Genomic DNA, 22,623 nt, shown 5'->3' on the forward strand with positions numbered 1-22,623 from the left:
CACGTCGTGAAGGCGTTCAACACCGTCTTCGGTCACATGCTGGCGCAGGGCAACCCGCTGGACGTGCTCATCGCTGGCGACGACGCTGAGGCCAAGGCGACTGTGTCGGCATTCATCAAGAGCCTCGGGTTGCGGCCGATGGACACCGGCCCCCTGGGAATGGTGCGCTGGCTGGAGGGAACGGGCCTGGTGATGATAGGCCTGGGCCGCTACGGCGCGGAAAGCTTCAACTTCACCCTCGGCGTCAGCACTTCTGCCTGAGCGCGCCCGCACCACCACTTCTCTCGCCACATCACTCACAAGGAGCAGCGGCATGCGCGTTTTCGTCACTGGCGGGACCGGCCATTCCGGTTCGTACATCATTCCCGAGCTCATCGCCGCCGGGCACGAGGTCACCGGCCTGGCCCGGTCGGACACGGCCGCCGCGGCGGTGTCCGCGCTCGGCGCGAAGGTGCGCCGCGGCGACCTCGGGGATCTCGACGGGCTCAAGGAGGCGGCTGCGGACTCCGACGGCGTCATCCACGTCGCGCACCGGCAAGACCTGCTTCCGTCCGGCGGGATCCACGCCGTGGCCGCCGCCGAGCTCCCGATCATGCTCGCCTACGGCGAGGCACTCGCGGGAACCGGAAAGCCGCTGGTCGCGGCGGGGAGCATAGGCTCGCCCGGGAACGGGGGGAACCTGGGCCGGCCGGCCACCGAGGAGGACCCGGCCCTTCCCAGTGGCGATGAGCACAAGGGCACCCTGCGGGCTCGAAACATCGTGGAAACCACCGTAATCGGCCTCGCCGAGCAGGGCGTGCGGTCTTCGGTCGTGCGGCTCGCCAACATCGCGCACAGCACGACCGACCGTGCCGGCTTCCTCCCCACGCTGATCGCGCTCGCGAAGGAGAAGGGCTTCATCGGCTACCCCGGAGACGGCGCGAACCTATGGAACGCCGTACACATTCGCGATGCCGCCTCCTTGTTCCGCCTGGCGCTGGAGAAGGGCCCGGCCGGCAAATACTGGCACGCGGTCGACGACGGGGGCATCCCGCTCCGCGAGATCGCCGAGGCCATCGGCAGCCGCCTGGGCCTGCCCGCCGTGAGCGTGCCCTTGGACGAACTGATGCTGCCGGGATACTTCGGGTTCCTCGCGAACATCGTCACGCAGAGCTACCCGGCGTCCAACCTCATCACCCGCCGGACCCTCGGCTGGGAACCCGCTCAGCCCAGCCTGCTCGCCGATTTGGACAACGGCCACTACTTCCCCGCCAGTTGACGGCAGGGACCCCCATCGCAACGGTCAAGAACGTGCTGGACCGGCTGGAGTCCTTCCACCAGCTGACCGGCCGCCGCCACCGCGGCGGCGCCCGTGCCGCCACTGGCGCAACGGGCGTCACGCATCGCCACGCCCGGCCGCTGCGTGATCGCGCCATCCACGACCTGCAGGTCACCGGCGCCGACCGGCAGCTCGGCGCGCTACGCCCGCACGACCTGCGCCACACCTTCGCCTACCTGCTGTCGCAGGCCTCCGGTCACAACCGGGCCGAGCTGGAACGACGCCTGGGCCACGCCAACGAGCGGTATTTGCGGCTGTACACCAACCCGCCCGAGGATATCGCCGCCGCCTACGTCGAAGACCTGTGACAGCAGGCTCGCCACGCAGCGTCAGCTTTCACCGCTCTGAGAGCGGTGATCGTGGAGTTGTGAGGCTGACACAATGCGGCACGTAATCGGCCAAGACGATCACTCGACCTGGCCGCTGGCGATACCCGGGGCGCCGTCACCATGCCGCCATCACGCTGGGCGAGGCGGGGCGCCCTGGCATGGTCTGAAGGACCTCATGCCGGTCAACTTCCTGTCCGAGGAACAACGCAGCCGCTGGGGAGCCTTCAACGGCGTCCCCGACCCCGCCCAGCTGGGCGCCTTCTTCCACCTGGACGCCGCCGCCCGGCGCCAGGCGATGGCCGCCAACGGAGCCCGCAACCAGATCGGCTACGCCCTTCAACTCGGGACGGTGCGTTTTCTCGGCACCTTCCTGTCCGACCCGACCGACGCCCCGGCCGTGGTCGTCGACTACGTCGCCGAGCAGCTCGGCCTGGATCCGGCCGACCTGAAGGGGTACGGGGAGAAGGAGGCGCGCTGGGATCACCAAAAGCTGATCCGCCAAGCGCACGGCTACACCAGTTTCGAGTTCGAGCAGTGGTTCGGCTTGGCCCGGTGGGTGTATCGGCGGATGTGGAGCGGCAGCGAACGCCCGATCGTGCTGTTCGACCTGGTCACCCACCGCCTGGTCGAGGCCAAGATCCTGCTGCCCGGGGTCACCACCTTGGAGCGGATGATCGCCGGGCTGCGTGAACGCGCGGCGTTGCGCCAGTACCGGCTGCTGGCCGCCGCCCCCAGCCCCGGCCAGCGCCGCGCCCTGGAGGAGCTGGTCGTGGTGGAGGAGGGCCACCGAGTCTCCAAGCTGGACCGGCTGCGGCGCAGCCCCACCGACGTCAGCGGCGGCGGCGTGGCCAAGGCCGTCGACCGGCACCTGGACCTGCGCGCTCTGGGCGCCACCACCTGGGACCTGTCGGCCATCCCGCCGGGCCGGATCGCCGCGCTGGCCCGCTTCGCCAATGCCGCCCGCGCTCAGGCCGTCGACGCCCTGGCAGGTGATCGCAAGCTGGCCACCTTGGTGGCCTTCGCCCAGGTGATGGAGCCGACCTCGGCCGATGAGGCGATCGAGGTGTTCGACCTGGTCGTCGGCGACCTGCTGCGCACTGCGGGGTTCAAGGCCGACAAGGAACGCATCCGCACCATCAAGGATCTGGACGGCGCGGCGATCATGCTGCGCGAGGTGTGGCTCACGATCTGTTCCGTCGCCCAGGATCCTGAGGCCGACATCCGCGCCGCCTTGGAGGAGATGGACATCGCCGCCATCCACGCCGCCGCCGACGTCGTCGTCGATATCGCCCGCGAACCGGATGAGCACCTGCACGAGGAACTGACCGAGCGCTACGCCACCGTGCGGCGCTTCCTGCCCAAGCTGCTCAAGCACCTCGACTTCGATGCCGGAGCCGCCCTGGACGCGCCAGGGCAGGGGGTGCGGCCCGGTCATGAGGTGCTGGAGGCGATCGACTTCCTGCGCGCGATCGAACGCCGCCGCACCGACATCTCCCCCGAGGAGGTCCCGGCCGCCTTCCTGACCTCCGCCTGGCACCGGCGGGTCTTCCCCAAACGCGGCGAGTTCGCCGGCACCTTCGACAAGCAGGCCTACACCCTGGCCGCGGTGGAGCGGTTGCGCGAGTCGTTGCGCCGCCATGAGGTGTTCGTGCCGGGCCTGCGCAAATGGGGTGACCCCACCGCCGGGCTGCTGACCGGAGCGGCGTGGGAGAAGGAGCGCCCGAAGATCTGTGAGGAGCTGGGCCTGTCACCCGACCCCGAGCACGACGTACAGCGCTGGGCCACCACCCTTGACCACGCCTACAAGCAACTCGCCGCGGGCCTGTCGGGCGACGAAGACGGCCAAAACGAGTTGGTTCGCCTGGAAAGGGATGAGAGCGGCAAGGACCGGCTGGTCCTGACCGGCCTGGAACGCCTGGACGAGCCCGCCTCACTGACCGCGCTGCGCGCCGACGTCGATGCCCGCATCCCCGTCGTCGACCTGCCCGAGGCGCTGCTGGAGGTCCACGCCTGGACCAGCTGCCTGGACCACTTCACCCACGTCTCGGGTGACGCGCCCTCCCGCAAAGAGGACATGATCACCTCGATCGCCGCCGTGCTGGTCGCCCAGAGCATGAACGTCGGCATGCGCCCCATGGTCTGCGAAGGTGATCCGGTACTCGCCCTGGACCGCCTGTTCTGGGTGGAGCAAAATTACCTGAGGGTGGCCACCATCACTGCCGCCAACGCCGCCCTGGTCGACCACCACACCACCCTGGAGTTGGTGCAAGCCTGGGGCGGCGGCGAACTGGCCTCCGCCGACGGACTGCGCTTCGTCGTCCCGGTCAAAACCATCAACGCCGGAACCAACACCAAATACTGGGGGAAAGGCAAAGGCGCCAAGGGCGTCACCTATTACAATTTCACCTCCGACCAATTCATCGGCTTTCACGGCATCGTCATTCCCGGCACGCCGAAGGACTGGTATTACATCCTGGAAGGACTGCTGGAACAGGAGACCTCGCTGAAGCCGACCGAGATCGCCTCCGACACCTCAGGAGCCTCCGAAATCGCCTTCGGCATCTTCCGGCTGCTGGGCTGGCAGTTCTCCCCACGCCTGGCCGACGTCGGCAGCGCCACCCTCTTCCGCGCCGATCCGGCCGCCCACTACGGACGGCTGGAGAGCCTGATCCGCAGCCGCGTCAACCTCGGCCTCATCCGCGACAACTGGATGACCTGCTGCGCGTCGCCGCGTCCCTGTCCACCGGCGCGGTCAAGGCCAGCGAACTGTTTCGCTACTTCTCCGGCGGCGGCACGCCCACCCCGATCGGCCGCGCCCTGATGGAGCTGGGCAAGCTGGATCGCTCCACCTACCTGGCCTGCTACTTCGACGACGAACTCCTACGCCGCCGCGTACACACCCAGCTCAACCGCCAAGAATCCCGCCACACCCTGGCCAGGAAAATCTTCCACGGCCAAAAAGGCGAACTCCGGCAGAAATACAAAGAAGGCCAGGAAGATCAACTAGGGACGTTGGGGTTCATGACCAACGTCTGCATCCTCTGGAATACCGTCTACACGGCTCGCGTGCTGGACGAAATCCGCGCCGAAGGAAAGAAGATAGCCGCCGCCGACATCGCCCGACTGTCCCCGCTGGGATTTGAGCATTTCAATTTCCTGGGCCGCTACAACTTCGCCCTGCCGGAGACCATCCGGGACGGCGCCCTGCGCCCGCTGCGCACGCCCCCCACCCGGTCAGTAACCGCCCTGGGCCGCACCCCGCTTCACACATGCGTGGTGGGCTGCGCCTCGGGCGGCACCAGCATCCGGCGGACCTGCTCATGGGAGACCCCGGCATGCTTGCCGATCCGGCGCAGCCCCCACCCCTCGCCGCGGGCGTCTGCCATCGCCGTGGCCATCGCCTGCGAGGTGACGTCATCGAGCATCGCCCTGAGTTCCGCCAGCCGCGCCAGCCGTACCGCAGGCGCCAGATCGGCGATCTCACCGCAGAACCGGGCAACATCAGACCGCAGGAACGCCACACCCTCTGAATCCGCCACGGCGCAAGACTGGCCTGGTCAGAGACAGTGTGTCAAATCATGTGACGCTAACCCCGACTCATCGTTCCACTAATGTCCCGCGCCGGAAATTTGTCGGCTAAGTCTAAAATGCTGTCATGGCGCGGACGGGACGACCGAAGGCCGAAGTGACGCTGACCGACACCGAGCGGGCGACGCTGGAGCGCTGGGCGCGGCGGGCGAAGTCCTCACAGATGCTGGCGATGCGCTCCAAGATCGTGCTGGCGTGTGCGGACGGCAGAGACAACAAGGAGATCGCCCGGGATCTGCGGGTGCATCGGGACACGGTGTCCAAATGGCGCAACCGGTTCATCACACTGCGATTGCAGGGGCTGGTGGACGAACAGCGCCCGGGCCGGCCACCCTCCATCACGCTGGATCAGGTGGAACAGGTCGTGGTGGCGACGCTGGAGCAGACGCCTCAAAGCGCCACGCACTGGTCGCGGACCTCGATGGCCGAGCGCAGCGGGTTGTCGAAGTCGACGATCGGACGGATCTGGCGCGACTTCGGCCTCAAACCACATCTCTGCGACACCTTCAAGCTGTCGACCGATCCGCTGTTCGTGGAGAAGGTCGTCGACGTCGTCGGCCTCTACCACAACCCGCCCGAGCGAGCGGTAGTGCTGTGCGTGGATGAAAAGAGCCAGATCCAGGCCCTGGACCGTTCGCAACCGGTGCTGCCGATGATGCCCGGCACGCCCGAGCGCCGCACCCATGACTACGCCCGCAGCGGCATCACCAGCTTGTTCGCCGCGTTCAACATCGAAGACGGCACGGTCATCGGCGAACTGCACCGCCGGCACCGGGCCGCCGAATTCAAGAAGTTCCTGACCACGATCGACAAGACGGTCCCGGCCGAGTTGGACATCCACCTGATCTGCGACAACTACGGCATCCACAAGACCCCCGCGATCAGGGCGTGGCTGGCCCGCCGCCCGCGCTTTCACCTGCACTTCACCCCGACCGGATCCTCCTGGATCAATCAGGTCGAGCGCTGGTTCGGCTTCCTGACCGACCAGATGATCCGGCGCGGTGTTCACCAGAGCGTGCAGGCTCTGGAGAAAGACATCCGCGCCTGGATCGCCGACTGGAACACCCATCCCCGGCCGTTCATCTGGACCAAGACCACCGAAGAGATCCTCGAATCACTCGCCCGATATTGCCGACGAATTTCCGGCGCAGGACACTAGTACTGGGAGGCCATGGTTCGGGCACGAGTCTGCTCGTGGAGGATCCACCCGATTTACCGCCGGACGAAGAAGGAAGCCGTCGAGAGGCAGCCCACGGATTCGGTCCCCGGCAGTCGTCGGCGTTACCGGACGCCGCCACCACCTTGGCGGCGTGATTGACCGGCTCCGTGCCGGGGCCAGGCCGACCGGCCTGCGCACAGGTAGGGGCGGGCCAGGAGGAGGGCGAGGGCGGTCAGGAAGATCCCGATGTAGACCGGGGCCAGGTGCCAGAAGTCGGTGTAGCCGGCGTGGGAGTGGACCAGGACCGGAGGGATGAAGCCGGCGATCGCGGCCAGGGCCAGTGACCACCAGATCCAGGCTTCGCCGCGACGCCAGCCCCAGGCGCTCAGACCCATGATCGCTACGGCGGCGGCCATCAGGGCTCCGCCGAAGCCCGCGCGGTCGTGTGCGATGAACGGGAGCAGTCGCGGGTTCGCGGCCCGCAGTTCCTCGGAGGTGGTGCCGAGGAAGACCAGATCGCTGGGGACGAACACATGGGTGAGGCCGACCACGGAAACCACTGCCCCTCCGGCGAACAGGCCCAGCCCCGTTATGATCATCAGGAGCTGGCCGGTGAGCGCTCTGCGCTGCTGTCGCTCCGGGCCCTCCGGCATGATCGTCCACTGCGGACGGGCAGGGGAACGGCGGGTGGCGATCAGGAACATCGGGAACAGGGCGACGGCGACCGCGGTGTGCAGCGGTTCCAGGAACCCGGTTCCCAGGAAGTAGAGCAGGGTCGGAAAACCGATCAGCCCGGAGGCCAGGTAGGCGTTCCGGGCCCAGGGCCAGCCTCGCCGGATCCCGCCGACGGCCAGGCCGGTGTAGAGGATGCCGATCGCCACCATCGTGGCGGCCATGGTGATCCGGTCGTGCTGCAGGAAGTGCACCAGATGGTGGTTGACGCCGTGCAGCCGATCGCGGTCCAGGCCGAGGAAGTTGCGGTCGTACCAGAGCAGGACGGGACCGAGGGTGATGGCGGCGGCGCCCAGGCCCGCACCGATCATCCCGATCCCCACGAGCAGGCCCCACCACCAGGCCGGCCAGCGCCGGAGGTCGCGGCCGACCTCGGAGATGCCCGGTGCGGGGTCGGTGGACGTCGCCGCTTCGGTCACCCGCTGGAACCAGCCGGGACCGGCTTCCAGCAGCGCCGCAGGGGTCGCCAGGACCACCTTGGTGTCATCTGCCAGCGAGGCCAGGGCATCGGCGATGGCGGGAGAGGTCAGCTGGATGAGAGCCGCGCCGTCGCTCAGCACGGCGTCGACGTGGGGAGCGAGCGCGAGCGACACCGCAGGATCAGCCGTCAGGACGAACACCGGGCACCGTCGGCCGGCGGCGGCGTCGCGCACCACGTCGACCTCGGACGGGCCGACCGGCGTCACCATGATCATGCCCGCGCCCTGTGTGGGCAGGGCGCGCACCGCATCTCGCGCCACCGCAGGGGATACCACCGCTCCCAGCCGGGTCGCCAGGCCGATGCCGGCCAGGGATCCGGCCAGTTCTCCGGGGGGTGGCCGGTGCCCGAAGGTCCGGGTGACGATCCATCGCCCGCCGGGCCGTGCGGACAATCCGCTCAATGTTCGCAAGGCGGCCCGCTGCGATCGGCGTACACCGAGCAGAGAGCCCGCGAGGCCACGCAGCGGATGATAGGTCCAGTCGGGCATCAGGGTCTCCAGCCTAGGATCGGCGCCATCGATCGCAGGGTCAGCACGCCAGGGGTCAGCCGAGCGGCGAGATCTCGGGCGATGGCGGCGGGTGGCCATGCCAGCTGGCCGACGGATCCGAGGCGGGCGGATCGGCGTACGACCTGCTGGGTCCGTGACCGCCGCAGCTGGTCGTAGTGGGCCAGACCCGTACCGGGGTCCGGGTGCTGGTCGAGGCAGGCGGCCAGCACGACGGCGTCTTCCAGGGCCTGGCACGCCCCCTGCCCCAGGTTGGGAGTCATGGCGTGGGCGGCGTCGCCGAGCAGCGCCACCCTGCCGCGGGTATAACCGGGCAGCGGTGGCAGGTCGTAGAGGTCGTGCCTGAGCACGCCCTCGTCCGGTACCGCGGCGAGCAGGGCCGGGATCGGTTCGGCCCAGGTCCCGAACCGGCGGTGAAGCTCGGCCGGCTCCCCACCGGGGGTAGTGCCACCGGCGGGGACCGTGGCGGTGGCGAAGCAGTAGACGCGTCCACCCGGCATCGAGGTGAATCCGAACCGTTCGCCCCGGCCCCAGGTCGCGGCACCCTCGGTGAGCGGGTCCGGCAACGGCCGAGTGATCATGCGCCATGCGGTGTAGCCGACATAGCGGGGCGGCTTGGCCGCAGGCCATCGGAGCCGCCGGACCGTACTGTGCAGGCCGTCGGCACCGATCACCACGTCCACCCGGCGGCTGCGGACGCCGTCTTCGACCACCACGCAGTCGCCATCCTCATGAATCGCGGTCACGGTGGTCGAGGGCCGCAGCGTCTGCGCCGGGAGCGCATCGACCAAGGCCCGGAGGAGGTCGGCACGGTGCAGCACGACGAGCGGCATTCCGAACCGGCGTTCGATCTCGGTGTTGTCGGTCCGCGCCAGCCAACGACCGGCCCGGTTGCGCGCACCGCCCCCGACCTCGACCGCCCCCAGCTCCCGGACCCTGCCGTCCAGATCCAGTGCCGCAAGGGCCCACAGCGCATTGGGCCACAAGGACAGGCCGGCACCGACCTCGGTGAACTCCGCCGCCCGCTCGCAGACCTCGATCTGCCAGCCCCGGCGGGTCAGGGCCAACGCTGCCGCCAGCCCGCCGATCCCACCGCCGACGACCACCGCGGTCCGCTCCGTCATCCCGCCACGCTAACAAGCGGTGCTCCAGCTGATCCGGCGGCCCCCCGGGCCCGGCCCGGAGTCGCGGAGATCAACCGATAGGGCGACCCGCCTCGCACGCGGTCACTGAACGCCGGCATCCTCGCGATAGCCCCTGGCCTGCACCTCGAACAGCTGGCAGTACCCTTCGCCTGCGGCCATGAGGTCGTCGTGCGTTCCCTGCTCGACGATCCGGCCGTCGCCGAGTACGACGATCAGGTCCGCGTCGCGGACCGAGCCGAGCCGGTGCGACACCAGCAGGCTGGTGCCCCCGATGCGATGCTCGCGCAGCCGCCGGTGCATCTCGTACTCGGCCTGCGCGTCCAGGCCCGAGCTGGGCTCGTCGAGGATGAGCAGGTCGCGCTGCTCGCGCACCATCGTGCGGGCCAGGGCCAGGCGCTGCCACTGGCCTCCGGAGAGCAGCACCCCGGTCTGGGCGTCATCCTTCTCCTCGTCCCCGAAGAAGATCCGGCTCAGCAGCGTGTCGTAGCCTCGGGGCAGCGCCTCGACGATTTCGTGGACGTCCGCCATCTCGGCGGCGGCCTGGATCCTGGCACGGTCGGACAGAGCCTCGATCTCCCCCACCCCGATGTTCTCCGCCGCGGTCAGGTCATAGCTCATGTAGTCCTGGAAGAGCACGCCCATCCTGGCGCGCAGCTCGGCAGGCGGTACGGCGCGCAGGTCCACGCCGTCCCAGAGGATGGCCCCCCGGGACGGGTCGTAGAACCGGCAGAGCAGCTTGATCAAAGTGCTCTTGCCGGCTCCGTTGAGCCCCACCAGCGCGACCGACGAGCCGTGCGGAATCGTCAGGTCGACTCCCCTCAGCACCCATGGATGGCTCTCGTCGTATCGGAACCACACATCGCGCAGCTCGATGCCCCGCCGCAGCGCAGGCAGCGTGGCGGCCGGTCCCCCCGTGGAGCGATACGGCGGCGGCAGGTCGTCGGGCAGCGATGTCACCTGCTCGTGGTAACCGAACAGCGACAGCGCCTGACGGGCGTTGGCCACGTTCTCCACCACCGAGATCAGCGCACCCTGCGTTCCAGCCACGGCGGCGGCGAACGCGGTCACGTCGCCGAGGGTCAACCGGCCGTCCACCGCCGCGTACACCGCCCAGATCAGCCCCGCGCCGCTGACCGTGGCGGAGAGTGCCGCGAGCAGCGACTGGGTGAGCGCCTCCCGCCGGTCCAGCCGCCGCTCACCGGCCTGGACGGTGGCCAGCTCCCCGAACATCCGATCCTTGAGGAAGCCGCCCAGCCCGAAGAGCCGGACCTCCTTCGCGGCCTGCACGTCGGTGATCAGGGAGGAGTAGAAGAGCTGCCGCCGGATCGACGTGGACTGTCCGGCGATCATCATCATCCGCCGCTTCTCCAGCGACATCCGGGCGACCAGGGCAGGAATCGCCGCCAGCGCCACCAGTCCCGCCATGAGCGGGCTCAGCACGGCCAGGGCGACCAAGAGGCTGACCAGCGTGATGGCATTGCGCCCGATGTCGAACAGCCCCGAGGTGATGGGCGCCAACATGCTTCCCGAAGCCTGGGTGGCCAGGCGCAGCCTGTCCAGGAACGCCGGATTCTCGAACCTCGACAGGCCTTGGAATCGGTTCACCGCCGTGTACAGGCGGTCCTGCATCAGACGATCCAGCCTGCGCTCCGACTCGGCCCGCAGGTACATGATGAGCTGCGGCAACACCCCGGTGACCAGCCCGATGGCGGTGAGGCCGCCGACCGGCAGCAGTACGTGGTCGAGGCGACCGGTCGCCAGCGCGTCGATGAGAAGCTTCGTCACCCACACGGTCCCCGCGGGCAGCAGGCCGCCGACGACGGTGACCGCCAACTGGGACACCGCCAGACCGGGTCCGGCCCGCCAGCACAGTGACGTCACCGTGCCGACGGCTCGCAGCAGCCACCGCAGCCGGCCCTCACCTGGCTTTGCGTCGGAGGCCGGGGATGCCGTCACTTCGCCGACGCCATCTCGGCGAGGGCCGCGAGTTCCATATGCGCCGCCACGATCGTGCCGTCCTGGCCGACGCGCAAGAACGTCGGGAAGGCTTCGACGCCGACCGCCTTCACCAGGCTGTCGGCGCGTTCGGCCGTGATGACGCTCGACACGCCGGCAACCACCTGGACCAGATCGTCGGCCCGCGGACCGGCACCGGAGATGACCGCCATGGCGGCCTGGGTGCGGGCCGTGACGGCGAACTGTGGCGCGTGCTTGTGGCAGGCGTCGCAGTTGGCGTCGAAGAACGCCACGAGCTCCGGCCGGTCGACACCGTCGGTGTCGGTGTCGGCCCAGGGCAGGGTGCGCCCGACCAGGGCTCCCGGGTCGTAGGAAATGAACTGCGTCCCCTCGGCAAGGCGCGCCAGCTCGGCGGTGTGCTCGCGAAGGCGGCGCAGTACCGCGAAGGTGAGCAGCAGGTCGAAGGCGCAGAGCACGCCGACCAGCACGACGGCGGCGATCAGGAAAGTCATCGGACAACCTCACTTGAGGACATCAGGCTTGGGGACATCAGGCCGGCACGCCTCGCACGTCAGCGCGGCGAGACGGAAGTGGCGAACAGGCCGATCAGGTCATCGAGGCGCACCACGATCAGGGCGCCCACGGCGGCGGCGGCCAACGCGAGGGCGACACCGGCCGGGTGCACCGCGGACCCGGCGCCGCCGGCGGCGGCACCGGCCGCGAACCCGATACAGCCGACCGCCACCAGAACGAGATTGCGCACCACGTGTGTCCGGCCCAGCGGGGTGACGGAAGCGCCGAAGCACCGGCACGGCGTGTGCCGTCCCCGTCGCAAGGCGGCCGAGATACCGGCGGTCAGGACGATGAGCAACGCCGTCGCCGCCACGAAACCCAGAAGCAGTGCATACGGCAGCACGAGTGCGAGGATCACCACGGCCTCCGCCCCCAGCACGGCGTACGCCGCCACCACGGACCTCGCGCGCGAGAACATCCCGAGAGCCACGATCGAGGCCACGAACTCGTCGAGCGCCGCCCGCCCGCGAACCTTGCCCGCCAGCGCGATCACGAAGACGCCGGCCAGCAACGCCTGGCATGCGATCATCAGATAGAGCATCTTCACCGTCTCACGAGTCGTACCGTCCGGCGTGTTTCGCGGATCCCCGTGTGGTGAGGATCCGCGAAACACGCTCGGAGTCCTGACTACGGGTTCGGCTCGGTCAGCAACTTCCGTGCTTCACGCAGCCGTCCGCGCAGCCGCTTATACCGCCGACGACGTAGCAGAGCTTGGCGTATCTGGTCGTCCCGTAGCAGGCGCAGGTCTGCCAGTAGGAGGCGTCAGCCTTCGCGGTCGCCTTCGGCACCAGCTTCTCGAGGAGGTGGTCGCCGAGCTTTCCCAGAACGTTCATGTGGGTTCAGTCCTTCATCGAATGATGATCGAGTGATGTGGGCAGCCGAAACCCTATTTTGGGGATATACAGCCACCGATACAGCCGCGCTACAACCAGGCGGTGAGCAGCATCTCCAGCACCGGATCGCGCCGCATTCCGGGCATCGCGAAGAGCTCCTCGGCCCTGCGGGCGTCCTCCGCCGCCGTATACGAGTCGCCCAGCGCGGCACGCGCCCTGGCGAACTGGCGAGTGGCGGCGGCCTGGCCGTAGGTGTCACCGACCTGAGCGGTCAGCTCCAGCGTCTGAGCCAGGTCGGCCACAGCCGCGGCGAGATCACCGTTTCGCAGCCAGATCTCGGACCTGCTGAGCAGCACCTCCCACTCATCCTCCCGGTTGCCGGTCTCCCGGCAGCGGCTCAGCGCGTCCTCGAACGTGGCCAGTGCCTCGCCGCGACGATCGAGCAGGCAGTAGGCGCGGCCGAGCGCGGCCAAGGTGATGCTCTCCCCGAGCAGGTCACGGTCCGCCCTCCGAACGGACAGGCACCGTTCGAAGCAATCGGCCGCCTCTGGCGAACGGCCGAGCCGGAGCAGGACTTCGCCCAGGTTGTGCCTGACCATGCCGGCCCGGTTCGATCCATGTGCCTCGATCAGCCGCAGCCCCGCGGTGATGTGGCCGAGGGCGTCATCGAGATCACCGGTGCGCATGCTCAGCCAGCCGAGGTTGTGCAGCGCCAGCCCTTCGGCCTCCTGGTCGCCCAGGCCGCGCCGGAGTCCGAGGGCGCGGTGCAGGCAGTCGCGAGCGGCGTCGGTCCGGCCGGTGCGCCATTCCACCACCCCCAGCGTCGTCAGTGTGAACGCCTCACCGGTCCTGTCACCATGCCGCCGCGCCACCTCGACGGCGAGCCGGGTCATGGTCTCAAACTCCCGCCAGTGGCCGTACTTCATCGCCCGAACTCTGACCAGCGGCATCAGATCGGTGACGAAGCGAGCGACGTCGGGCTCCCCCGTCGCCGCCTGGGTGACGGCCGCGACCAGGCACGGCACCTCGGTTTCGAACCACCGCACCGCCTCCGCGGGGCTCCGGAAGGCCACGCCTGCGTCCCGTCCGTCCGGCGGGCCCACTTGTGGCCGCAAGTGCGGTTCCACCAGGTCGCTCACCTGCCGGCACCGATCGAGGTACCAGTCCAGCGCGCGCCGGACGGCCCGTACCCGGTCAGCCGGCGGGTCCTCGGCCACGGCCAGCTCGGCGGCGAACAGCCTGAGGAGGTCGTGCATGCGAAATCGCCCGTCGCCGACCGGCTCCAGCAGGCGAACCTCCGTCAGTTCGTCGAGCGCCGCCTCGGCCGCCTTCAGCTCGACGTCGAGCAGCGCGGCGGCGAGCTCAACGCTGACCTCCGGCACATCGAGCACTCCGAACAGCCGGAAGGCGCGCGCCGCCGCGCTCACGCCGCTCCTCAGCATTTCGTAGCTGATCTCAAAACAGGATCGGACGGCCAGGTCAGCGGCCTGCAACTCGTCCAGGCGACGCTGCCGGCTCCGCAGCCGCTCGCCGAACCGCTCAAGCGACCAATCGGGGCGGGCGGCCAGACGGGCGCCGGCGATGCGCAACGCCAGTGGGTGATAACCGCACCGGCGGGTGATGCCGGCCGCCGCCTCGGCCTCGGCCGTCACTCGCGACTGACCCGCCAGCTGCGCGAGCATCCGCACCGAGTCCGCCTCGTCGAGCACCTCGACGGCGACCCGCACGGCCTCCATGGTGGTCAGCGCCGCCCGGCTGGTGACCAGCGCCGCGCAGCCGCCGCTCGCCGGCACCAACGACGCGACCTGGGCGGCGTCGACGGCGTTGTCGAGAACGATCAGGACTCGCCGGCCGGCCAGCAGAGTCTGGTAGTGGGTGGCCGCTTCCGCCGGCGCCGCGGGGATGTCGCCGTGCGGCACTCCCAGGGCCCGCAGAAAGCGGCCGAGCACCTCGGCGGGCTCCAACGGCGGCAGTCCCGGACTCGATCCCTGCAGGTCGACGTAGAGCTGACCGTCGGTGTAGCGGTCGGCCACGGCGTACGCCGCCCGCAGCGCCAGCGTCGACTTGCCGACCCCGCCGGGGCCGTGCAGCGCCAGGACCGGCGGTTCGCCACCCGCCTGCGGATGACCGCGCAGCACAGTGAGCATCCGGGCGAGCTCGGTCGACCGGCCGACGAACACCCTCGGCTCCCGCGGCAGTTGACGTGGCCGCAGGCGCCCGTCCGAGGCTCCGGTGACCACGTTGTTCCCACCGGTCGGCGGCCTGTCCGGCGACAGCAGATCCGCGTCCCGGCGCAGGACCGCCTGTTGCAGCCGGCGCAGGTCCGGTCCGGGGTCGAGCCCGAGTTCCTCGGCCAGGACCCGGCGAGCCATCCCGAATACGTCCAGCGCACCGACCACGTCGCCGCACCGGTACAACGCCACCATCAGCTGGCCGTACAGCCGCTCCCGCAACGGATGCTGCCCGATCAGCTCGCGCAGCCGCCTGACCGCCTTCGTGTGCCCGCCCAGCATGAGCTGGATCTCCGTGTGCTCCTCCACCGCGCTCAGATACTGGTCGGTGAGCCGGGCGATCACCTCCCGTAGGGCCGGCCCCAGCGGCACGTCCTCGGCCGCCGTCCCTCGCCACAGTGCGAGAGCCCGGGCGTACGCGTCCTGTGCGGTGCCGAGGTCCTGGCGGGCCAACGCCTGGCGACCGTACCCGAGCAGGGCCTCGAACTGGGAGAGATCGAACTCGGCCGGCTCGACCCGCAGCAGGTAGCCGGCCTCCGTGGTGACCAGCCGCTCGTCGGCCGGATCATCGGCGGAAGGCACCAGCCTGCGCAGCTGCATGAGGTAGGTGCGCAGGTTCGCCACCGCCGAGTGGGGCGGTCGTTCGTCCCACACCTCGGCCACCAGTGAACGGACCGGGACGACGTGCCCGGCACGTGCGAGCAGCATGGCGAGGACGGTGCGTTGTTTCGGTGCGGTGATCTGTACGGGTGAGCCGTCGACCTCGATCCGCATCGGCCCAAGGAGTCGAAACCTCAAGGTCATCCCTTCCTCGTCAGCCCCGGCGCCGGCTACAGGGCCGACCCGCCCAACCGGCGCAGCGCGACGCCGAGCATCTGGTCCGCGGGAAAGAACCCCCGCTGTCGGGAGTCGACACTGGCCGCCGGGTTGTCACCGAGGACCACCATCGCCCCGGAAGGCACCAGAGCCACGCCGGCACCGGCCGTGATCCCCGCCGGCACCGGATCACCGGGCAACGCGGCGACCCGCTTGATGTTCCAGCGTCGGCCGTCCGGACCGGACGGCCCGGGCATGTACCGACCGGAAGGATCCAGCGGAGGCTCGAGCACGACGACATCGCCCCGGCCCACCTGATCGAGCCGTCGCCGCCGCACCAGGACGCGGTCGCCGTCGGTCAGCGTCGGCATCATGCTCGTTCCGTCAACGGTGATCACCAAATAGCTTCGGCGAGCCCAGGAAGCGCCCGCCGCCAAGAGGAGAACACCGAAGAGCAGCCCACCGATGATCAAAGTCGCCGTACCTTTCCACCGCCGGCCCGAGGAAAGGCCGATCCGTTCCGGGGAAACGGTCTCCGCTGACCGTGGGGCCTGTCAACCCGCGGCTGCCGCGCGGGACGTTGTGCGCGTGCCTGTCGGCTTCTTGAGCGACTCGTTGAGCGACTCGTTGAGCGACTCGGAGGCGGCGAAGTACGGCCGTTCTGCCGGTCCGCCCTCCTGGGCCGAGATGGAGAAGATCTTGTCCTCGGCAACGAGGACAAGGCCCTCATCAAGGGGCATCGCGGCCGGCATATCAGATGGGGCTCCGCTCTCCGGCTCGTGACCGTTCGCTACCTCGGGTGCTTTCTGGCTGATCCGCTGGAGGTGCCGAACGAGGTCTTGGACACCGTCGCCGCGCAGCTGGGGATCGAGGGTCCTTCCTGCGTGAAGCGTCACACCGAGCGGGACAAGACGCGGTTGGAGCACACCCGCGAAACCACTGGACAGGCAAGACGTCAAACTGAGCAGCGTGAGGCGTACCGCGCGACGCTTCTTTACCTCCACGTCGCTCAACTCATGCGCCACCTCCGTGGACGCAACCGGCCCGCTGATCTAGTACCATGCCAGCTCAGCGGACCTCGGCATGTCAAAGGAGAAGGCGGGATACCCTGCCTTCGGTGCCTCGAACCGCGTGACCGGAGGAGCCGATGCGGGGATGACGGCAGGGCGACCGATGCCCACCCAGGACGACGTGCTCGGATACTTCAACACGCTGTCGAACTGGGGTCGGTGGGGCGACGACGACGAGCTCGGCACTCTGAACCACATCACCGACGACGTCCGGCTGGCGGCGGCGCGGGCCGTGCGCCACGGCAGGAGCGTGTCGTGCGCATGGGAGGTTGCCGTACCGGAAGACATGGAGCGGTCGACGACGACGTGCCCGTGCGCCGCCGACATGCCGGGTGCCGAGAACATGCCGGTGCCCGAATTCCACAACGACCGGCGCTGGGGCTTTTCGTCCGAGCGGCTCGGCATCACGTTCCACGGCAACACCCTCACCCACGTCGACTCGCCGTGCCACATCTTCTGGGACGGCGCGATGTACAACGGGCGGTCGCACTCGCTGGTCGACGCCGCAACGGGATCGGCGTGGGCGGCCGTCACGGCGGCGGCGAACGGGATCATCACGCGTGGTGTCCTGCTGGACATCACGAGGGTCCGCGATGTGCCGTGGTTGGAACCGGGGCAGGGTGTGTTTCCCGACGACCTCGAGGAGGCCGAGCGTCGCCAGGGAGTGCGGGTGCGATCCGGCGATGCGGTACTCCTGCGGACCGGCTATGGCCGCGCCCGGCACGAGGCCGGTGAGGCCGGCGGTTTCACGCAGGCCGGCTGGCACGCGTCCTGCCTGCCGTGGCTGCATGAACGGCAGGTCGCGCTGATCGGCGCTGACACCCCCCAGGACGTTCAGCCGTCGGGATACGACGACGTGTTGATGCCGGTTCACGCCGTGAGCCTCGTCGCGATGGGTCTGTGGATGCTCGACAACTGCGACCTGGAGGCGTGCGCGAGGACGGCTGCCGAGCTCGGCCAGTGGGACTTCCACCTCGCAGTCGCGCCGGTCCGCTTCGCCGGCACGTCCGGCAGCCCGGTCAACCCGATCGCCACATTCTGACAGGGGATGAGTCCGGCCGCGGTCGAAGTAGCAGGCGGCGCACAGCAGCGTGGCGGCGGGGCCGGCGCCGTCGATAGCCGGCGTTGTCGAACAGCACGTCGAGCTTGCCGAAAGTGGTGACGGCGGTGTCGATCTCCTTTCGGGGAGATGGGTCATCGAAGACCGTCGTTTCGGCGTGCACTCCACACTGCCAGCCCGGCCACCAGGACGAGACCACCGGCGAGCCACAGGATGCTCTGGAGTGGCAGGGCATCGACGATTGCGCCGCCGGCCAGCGCGCCGAGACCGATCGAGAGGTTGAACACCGCCACCCACAGAGCGGAGGCTTCCTCGACCGCTTGTGGCGCGGACTTCATCATCCACATCTGGAGGCTCGTGGAGACCCCGCCGTACACCAGGCCCCAGACGATGAGCAGCGCCACCCCGCCCGCAGCGGTGAGCCCTGCTACGGGGTAGAGCAGCACGGTCACCCCCAAGGCGACGGCGATGGTGAGGACCGTCCGATGGAGCCGCTTCGCCACGGCGGCACCCGCGATGAAGTTTCCCGCGACGCCGGCCAGGCCGAATCCGAACAGCAGCGGTCCGACGAGTTGCTCGTCGATGCCGGACAGATCCTGCAGTACGGGGCTGATGAACGTGTAGGCCGCGAAGTGGCCGGTCACGATCAGGAAGGTCGCCAGGATGCCGATCCGGACACCCTGGTTGCGGAACTGGTCGGCCAGCCGCCGCAGGCCGACGGGCTGAGCAGCGGTCAACGGTGGCAGTACGGCCAGCAACGCGACCAGCACGACCAGCGCGAGGGCGCTCAGCGCGCCGAAGGCGATCCGCCAGCTCGCCAGCCCGCCGACCATCGTGCCGATGGGGACACCGAAGACGTTCGCTGCGCCGACGCCGCCGAAAATGATCGCCGTGGCCCGCGGCACGAGCGGGGCGGGGACGAGCCGGACGGCCAGCCCACCGGCGATGGCCCAGAACCCGCCGATCGCCACCCCGACCAGCACGCGGGCGGTGATCAGGAGCGGATAGTTCGGGGCCAGGGCGGAGGCCAGGTTGGCGAGCGTCATGAGTCCCATCAAGGCGACGAGCAAGAGCCGGCGATCCATCCTGCCGACGAGCACCGGGACCGATGGCGCCGCGACGGCGGCGACGATGCTGGGGACCGTGACCATCAAGCCCGCCGCGCCCTCGGAAACCGACAGTGCCGATCCGACGGGGGTGAGCAGCCCGATGGGGAGCTGCTCGGCCGTCACCAGGAGAAATGTGCCGAAGGCCACGGCGGACACCGCGATCCAATGATTCCTCGCTGACGCGTCTGGCCCGGTCATCGTAGGGTCCGTTGTCGTCACGTCGAATCTCCCCTCTCATTCGGGAGCGATTGCTCCCATATGACGGCACACCCTAATACGGGAACGGTCGCTCCACAACGTTGGTAGAGTGGCGAACATGGCACGGCCCAGAGAGTTCGACGAGCAAGACGTGATCGCCAAAGCGACCGACCTGTTCTGGCGTCGCGGCTACAACGCCACCTCCGTCCGCGACCTGGGCGCCGAGCTCAGACTCAAGCAAAGCAGCCTGTATCGCACCTTCAACGACAAGCGCACACTGTTCTTACGGGCCCTGGACCACTACCGGGCGACGGAGTCCACGCAAGCCGAAGAGCAACTCGGCGCCCCCGGCCCCAGCCTCGAGATCCTGCGGGAGTGGCTGATCTGGATGATCAGCCACGAGGCCGGTCGCGGCTGCTTCGTGGTCAATACGGCTGCCGAACTCGGCACCACCGACCCCGACGTCCGGCAAAAGACCGAGGACGCGTTCGAAGTCACCAGGAAAACCCTCGCGTCACTGCTACGCCGCGGCATCCGCGACGGCGACCTGCCCGCCGCATTGGACATCGACGCCGCAGTGGAACTGCTGTTCACGACGGTGCTTGGACTACGCGTACGCGAACGCGCAGGACACGACCCCCAACGACTCGCCACGGCAATCGACTTCACGATCAAAACGCTCGCGACATCCGCGACCTGACCACCCGCCCATCCCGCCGGCCGCCCGGCCGCCCGAGGATCACGACCGGCTGTCGGAGCTGGAGTCCTCCTATACCTACCGGCCTTCGAGGAGGCCGAGTGCAGAAATTAGCGGTAGGCAGTTGATCTTCGTACCGGTTCGATGACAGCGCCTGTTTGGCCAGGTTACGGGGCCTACGTTCCTGGGCCATGCCCTTCGAATTTCTCTCTGATGAGCAGATCGCCCGCTATGGCCGCTTCCCCGAGGAGCCCTCGTCTGCGGAGCTGGAGCAGTTCTTCCGGCTGGATCGCAGTGCCTTGGATGCGCTGGCGTCGAAACGGCGTCCGGCCACGAAGCTCGGCTGGGCCATGCAGTGGGGCATGGTACGCATGCCGGGGGGTGTTCCTGACCGACGTTCCGCTGGCCGTTCCGCCGGAGGCGGTGGCGTTCGTCGCCGAGCAGCTCGGCCTGCATCCGGCACACCGGTGCTGGCCATGGTGCGCGCCGCCGCGGTGATGGCCAAGCGCCGCCGCCGCTACGCGCCCGATGACATCGCCGCGCATGACGAGCTGATCACCGGGTCGTGGCGGCCGCTGGTGCGCCGCAACCCCGATCTTCCCGACGGGCAGGTCGACTCTGGTATCAAAGCTGAGGATGTCGCTGCCGGGTTCGGCATCGCCAAATCCACCTTGTACCGGGCACTGAGTAAGCAGCGTGAGACGGCGCTGTGGGGCCCGATAGTGCTTGCCCTGGCCCTACTCCTATCACCTGCGCCGCCGCCCCGCCCGCGGTTGAGAGGTCCTAACAGGATGATAATGATCTTTGTTGTGCTTTGATCTCTCGCTGTAGCCGAGAGAGGAGCACGGGTGGCCAAGCTGAAGCCGTGGGAGGTCAGTGACGAGCTGTGGGCAGTGATGAGCCGCTGTTGCCCCAGCGTCAGCGGCGTTTCCGCCATCCAGGGCGCAAGCGGCTGGATGACCGGTGGATGACCGGCTGGCCTTGCAGGGCATCTTGTTCGTGCTGCATACCGGCATCGCTTGGGAGCACCTGCCGCAGGAGCTGGGTTACGGCTCGGGCATGACCTGCTGGCGGCGCCTGGCCGAGTGGAACCCGAACACCGGGATCAAGGCCGTGGCGGCCGGCGCCCACGGCCACACCGAGAACGAACTGCGCTACGTGCTGCTGCCGCGTATCAAGCGGATCAACAAGGTGAAGCGGCGCTTCACCCGCAACGCCTCCCATCCCACCTACGCGGCGATGCTGGAGGTCGGCCGCGGCGGATCGGTCGCGGTCAACCACGGATGGTCGCGAGGGGCGCACGTCCACAAGGACGGTCTGTGGACCGTCGACGAACTCGCCGATCAGCTGAAGGACCTACCGATGGACGACCCCTTCAACAAGCTCTCCGACGCCCTCGGCGGGGCCCTCGGTCACACCGGGCACACGCAGCTCCAACAGATGATCAATGCCCTCCTCGATCGCTCCGACCCCCGCAACGCCAGCTCGTGAGGATCACGAGCTGGCGAGTCGCCCGGACCATGGCGACATGGCGGTCGACCACCCTTCGATGCACTTGCCGCGCACTTCGGGGGCGATGAGGACGACCAGGAGGAACTGCTGGCCGACGCCCCCGGAGCGCGCGCCGCCGCATCATCGCCGTGGCCCTCGACGGCTTCCACCGCGCACCCCAAACCGACCTACCGGGCGAACCTCCCGCCACCGACCTCCCGGAAGCTCGCCGGAGCGAAACCTGACCACTCGAACTCCACAGCCCGTTCTGCCGTTCTCCGGCTAGAGCCGCAGCGTGCCGAGCTCCGCCATGCGCTCGACCGCGTAGGCCGGGTCGACCAGCGCCTCGGGCGTGTACAGGCCCGGCGCCGCCGGTTGGCCGCGCAGGCCGAGCAGTCGCTCCACTCCCAGAGCGATACCGAGCGCGGTCAGCGGACGCTGACCTTCAGGATGCACCAGCCATTGGCTCCTGCTGAGCGGCGCGCCCGCCGCCGCACTTCCCTCCAGCTCGACGCGGACCTCGGTCGAAGGCGCCGCGCCGCGCCGCCTACTGGCCGATTCCCCGACCGCGAAATCGAAGCGGACATTCGGCGCGCCCGTCGCGAGCGCGAGACTCGGCACGTCCAGGGTGGCGATCGTCTGGCCGGGCAGCACGACCCCGTCCACGCTGGGCACCTCCACCTGCGCATCGGCGCCGGCCACCCAGATGAAATCGCCGTCACGGCGCACCAGCCCCGCCGAGGTGATATCCATCAGCCGCTCCAGATCGGCGATGGCCGCAGGCCCGCCGCCATCGCGTTCGTCCAGCACCGCCGCCACCCGGACCGTGTCGACCCGCTCGAACTCCCGGGCCGACTCCATCGCGGCCAGCACGACGAGCCCGGCCAGGTAGTGGCTGGCCACCAGGATCGGTGCGGCCGCCGCCCGCTGGGCGCCGGCGACGACCTCCGGCGCGATGTCCACCAGACCGTTGGAGATGCTCAGGTACGGCACGCCGCGATCCTGCGCGAAGCGCAACCCGTTGAGGTGCGAATCACGCACGGCAGCGACCACCGCCGCATAGCCGTGCCCCTCCGAGAGCCCGAGATCGCCACGCCGCAGGTCGAAGGTGAGGGCCGTGGCGTTGCCCAGGTCGTCGGCGACCCGCCGGGCACGGTCGAGATCGCGAGCGGCGATGGTCAGCGGCAGCGCCGGATACCAGCGCCGCAGGAGCACGGCCATGCCCCTGCCCGCCTGTCCCGACCCACCCATGATCAGCACTGACTTGCCCATGTGTTACCCCTTCCCATTAAGCTACATTTTGTAGCCTACCTTTTGTAGCTTAAACTGGAG

18 protein-coding genes and 3 pseudogenes are annotated in these 22,623 nt (G+C 69.0%); 10 read left to right on the plus strand and 11 right to left on the minus strand.

Annotation, left to right across the window (positions count from 1 at the left end; genetic code table 11):
• The first annotated feature begins 6 nt into the window (after window positions 1-6).
• The 4 genes and pseudogenes from OHA77_RS40820 to OHA77_RS40835 all read left to right on the plus strand — a co-directional run.
• Window positions 7-261, plus strand: a complete 255-nt coding sequence (locus OHA77_RS40820) for a hypothetical protein (protein ID WP_406314909.1) — start codon at window positions 7-9, stop codon at window positions 259-261.
• A gap of 52 nt (window positions 262-313) precedes the next feature.
• The gene (locus OHA77_RS40825; RefSeq protein ID WP_326822951.1) at window positions 314-1,258 is read left to right on the plus strand and encodes an SDR family oxidoreductase; all 945 of its coding nucleotides are present in this window, start codon (window positions 314-316) and stop codon (window positions 1,256-1,258) included.
• Window positions 1,255-1,626 carry a tyrosine-type recombinase/integrase gene (locus tag OHA77_RS40830; protein WP_406314911.1) on the plus strand — a complete coding sequence of 124 codons (372 nt, stop codon included), beginning with the start codon at window positions 1,255-1,257 and terminating at the stop codon, window positions 1,624-1,626. The genes OHA77_RS40825 and OHA77_RS40830 overlap by 4 nt, the downstream gene beginning before the upstream one ends.
• 196 nt (window positions 1,627-1,822) lie before the next feature.
• Window positions 1,823-4,755 (plus strand): annotated as a pseudogene (locus OHA77_RS40835) (Tn3 family transposase); the annotation flags it as partial.
• A 155-nt stretch (window positions 4,756-4,910) separates the two neighbouring features.
• Here OHA77_RS40835 and OHA77_RS40840 read toward each other — a convergent pair.
• The gene (locus OHA77_RS40840; RefSeq protein WP_326822953.1) at window positions 4,911-5,186 is read right to left on the minus strand and encodes a hypothetical protein; all 276 of its coding nucleotides are present in this window, start codon (window positions 5,184-5,186) and stop codon (window positions 4,911-4,913) included.
• Between the two features lie 116 nt (window positions 5,187-5,302).
• Between OHA77_RS40840 and OHA77_RS40845 the strand changes: the two genes are divergently transcribed.
• Window positions 5,303-6,394, plus strand: coding sequence for an IS630 family transposase (locus OHA77_RS40845; protein ID WP_406313722.1), 1,092 nt, complete (start codon window positions 5,303-5,305; stop codon window positions 6,392-6,394).
• Between the two features lie 122 nt (window positions 6,395-6,516).
• On the opposite strand, the gene OHA77_RS40850 is transcribed toward OHA77_RS40845, so the two are convergent.
• The 8 genes from OHA77_RS40850 to OHA77_RS40885 form a co-directional block, all read right to left on the minus strand.
• Window positions 6,517-7,998 carry a hypothetical protein gene (locus tag OHA77_RS40850; RefSeq protein WP_406314917.1) on the minus strand — a complete coding sequence of 494 codons (1,482 nt, stop codon included), beginning with the start codon at window positions 7,996-7,998 and terminating at the stop codon, window positions 6,517-6,519.
• A 95-nt stretch (window positions 7,999-8,093) separates the two neighbouring features.
• A complete protein-coding gene (locus OHA77_RS40855) occupies window positions 8,094-9,236 on the minus strand; it encodes an FAD-dependent monooxygenase (protein WP_406314919.1) in 1,143 nt (380 codons plus the stop codon).
• Window positions 9,237-9,338: 102 nt separating this feature from the next.
• Window positions 9,339-11,213: an ABC transporter ATP-binding protein gene (locus OHA77_RS40860; protein WP_406314922.1), complete on the minus strand. Its 1,875-nt coding sequence runs from the start codon at window positions 11,211-11,213 to the stop codon at window positions 9,339-9,341.
• Entirely contained in the window at window positions 11,210-11,725 is a 516-nt protein-coding gene (locus OHA77_RS40865; protein ID WP_406314926.1) for a hypothetical protein, read from the minus strand. Before OHA77_RS40865 ends, OHA77_RS40860 begins: the two co-directional genes overlap by 4 nt.
• A gap of 59 nt (window positions 11,726-11,784) precedes the next feature.
• On the minus strand, window positions 11,785-12,315 hold the full coding sequence (locus OHA77_RS40870) for a MauE/DoxX family redox-associated membrane protein (protein ID WP_406314927.1): 531 nt from the start codon (window positions 12,313-12,315) through the stop codon (window positions 11,785-11,787).
• 115 nt (window positions 12,316-12,430) lie between these two features.
• Complete coding sequence (locus OHA77_RS40875; protein WP_326822958.1) at window positions 12,431-12,619, minus strand: hypothetical protein; 189 nt, start codon at window positions 12,617-12,619, stop codon at window positions 12,431-12,433.
• Window positions 12,620-12,708: 89 nt separating this feature from the next.
• On the minus strand, window positions 12,709-15,624 hold the full coding sequence (locus tag OHA77_RS40880) for a BTAD domain-containing putative transcriptional regulator (protein ID WP_406314930.1): 2,916 nt from the start codon (window positions 15,622-15,624) through the stop codon (window positions 12,709-12,711).
• Window positions 15,625-15,680: 56 nt separating this feature from the next.
• On the minus strand, window positions 15,681-16,040 hold the full coding sequence (locus tag OHA77_RS40885; RefSeq protein WP_406314933.1) for a S26 family signal peptidase: 360 nt from the start codon (window positions 16,038-16,040) through the stop codon (window positions 15,681-15,683).
• Window positions 16,041-16,418: 378 nt separating this feature from the next.
• On the opposite strand from OHA77_RS40885, the pseudogene OHA77_RS40890 reads away from it, so the two are divergent.
• Together OHA77_RS40890 and OHA77_RS40895 are read left to right on the plus strand one after the other, a co-directional pair.
• A pseudogene (locus OHA77_RS40890) lies at window positions 16,419-16,586 on the plus strand (DUF4158 domain-containing protein); the annotation flags it as partial.
• A gap of 235 nt (window positions 16,587-16,821) precedes the next feature.
• Entirely contained in the window at window positions 16,822-17,778 is a 957-nt protein-coding gene (locus OHA77_RS40895) for a cyclase family protein (protein ID WP_406314935.1), read from the plus strand.
• Window positions 17,779-17,930: 152 nt separating this feature from the next.
• On the opposite strand, the gene OHA77_RS40900 is transcribed toward OHA77_RS40895, so the two are convergent.
• Complete coding sequence (locus OHA77_RS40900; RefSeq protein WP_406314937.1) at window positions 17,931-19,061, minus strand: MFS transporter; 1,131 nt, start codon at window positions 19,059-19,061, stop codon at window positions 17,931-17,933.
• Between the two features lie 160 nt (window positions 19,062-19,221).
• Here OHA77_RS40900 and OHA77_RS40905 point away from each other — a divergent pair, with 160 nt between their 5' ends.
• The 3 genes and pseudogenes from OHA77_RS40905 to OHA77_RS40915 form a co-directional block, all read left to right on the plus strand.
• Complete coding sequence (locus OHA77_RS40905; RefSeq protein WP_326822964.1) at window positions 19,222-19,803, plus strand: TetR/AcrR family transcriptional regulator; 582 nt, start codon at window positions 19,222-19,224, stop codon at window positions 19,801-19,803.
• A 188-nt stretch (window positions 19,804-19,991) separates the two neighbouring features.
• Window positions 19,992-20,618, plus strand: coding sequence for a DUF4158 domain-containing protein (locus OHA77_RS40910; protein ID WP_406314939.1), 627 nt, complete (start codon window positions 19,992-19,994; stop codon window positions 20,616-20,618).
• Between the two features lie 39 nt (window positions 20,619-20,657).
• Window positions 20,658-20,889: pseudogene (locus OHA77_RS40915) on the plus strand (transposase); the annotation flags it as partial.
• A 684-nt stretch (window positions 20,890-21,573) separates the two neighbouring features.
• Here the strand turns inward: OHA77_RS40915 and OHA77_RS40920 are convergent.
• Window positions 21,574-22,563, minus strand: a complete 990-nt coding sequence (locus OHA77_RS40920) for a hypothetical protein (RefSeq protein ID WP_406314940.1) — start codon at window positions 22,561-22,563, stop codon at window positions 21,574-21,576.
• Window positions 22,564-22,623 lie beyond the last annotated feature (60 nt).

The sequence above is a fragment of the Streptosporangium sp. NBC_01639 genome (assembly GCF_045209755.1).
GTDB lineage: Bacteria > Actinomycetota > Actinomycetes > Streptosporangiales > Streptosporangiaceae > Streptosporangium.

Bases quoted from the DNA above. Each gene is read 5' to 3' on its own strand.
- OHA77_RS40825 (WP_326822951.1), top strand. From the start codon at position 314: ATGCGCGTTTTCGTCACTGGCGGGACCGGCCATTCCGGTTCGTACATC.
- OHA77_RS40845 (WP_406313722.1), top strand. From the start codon at position 5,303: ATGGCGCGGACGGGACGACCGAAGGCCGAAGTGACGCTGACCGACACC.
- OHA77_RS40855 (WP_406314919.1), bottom strand. From the start codon at position 9,236: ATGACGGAGCGGACCGCGGTGGTCGTCGGCGGTGGGATCGGCGGGCTG.
- OHA77_RS40865 (WP_406314926.1), bottom strand. From the start codon at position 11,725: ATGACTTTCCTGATCGCCGCCGTCGTGCTGGTCGGCGTGCTCTGCGCC.
- OHA77_RS40870 (WP_406314927.1), bottom strand. From the start codon at position 12,315: ATGATCGCATGCCAGGCGTTGCTGGCCGGCGTCTTCGTGATCGCGCTG.
- OHA77_RS40875 (WP_326822958.1), bottom strand. From the start codon at position 12,619: ATGAACGTTCTGGGAAAGCTCGGCGACCACCTCCTCGAGAAGCTGGTG.
- OHA77_RS40880 (WP_406314930.1), bottom strand. From the start codon at position 15,624: ATGCGGATCGAGGTCGACGGCTCACCCGTACAGATCACCGCACCGAAA.
- OHA77_RS40885 (WP_406314933.1), bottom strand. From the start codon at position 16,040: ATGATGCCGACGCTGACCGACGGCGACCGCGTCCTGGTGCGGCGGCGA.
- OHA77_RS40895 (WP_406314935.1), top strand. From the start codon at position 16,822: ATGACGGCAGGGCGACCGATGCCCACCCAGGACGACGTGCTCGGATAC.
- OHA77_RS40905 (WP_326822964.1), top strand. From the start codon at position 19,222: ATGGCACGGCCCAGAGAGTTCGACGAGCAAGACGTGATCGCCAAAGCG.
- OHA77_RS40910 (WP_406314939.1), top strand. From the start codon at position 19,992: ATGCCCTTCGAATTTCTCTCTGATGAGCAGATCGCCCGCTATGGCCGC.
- OHA77_RS40920 (WP_406314940.1), bottom strand. From the start codon at position 22,563: ATGGGCAAGTCAGTGCTGATCATGGGTGGGTCGGGACAGGCGGGCAGG.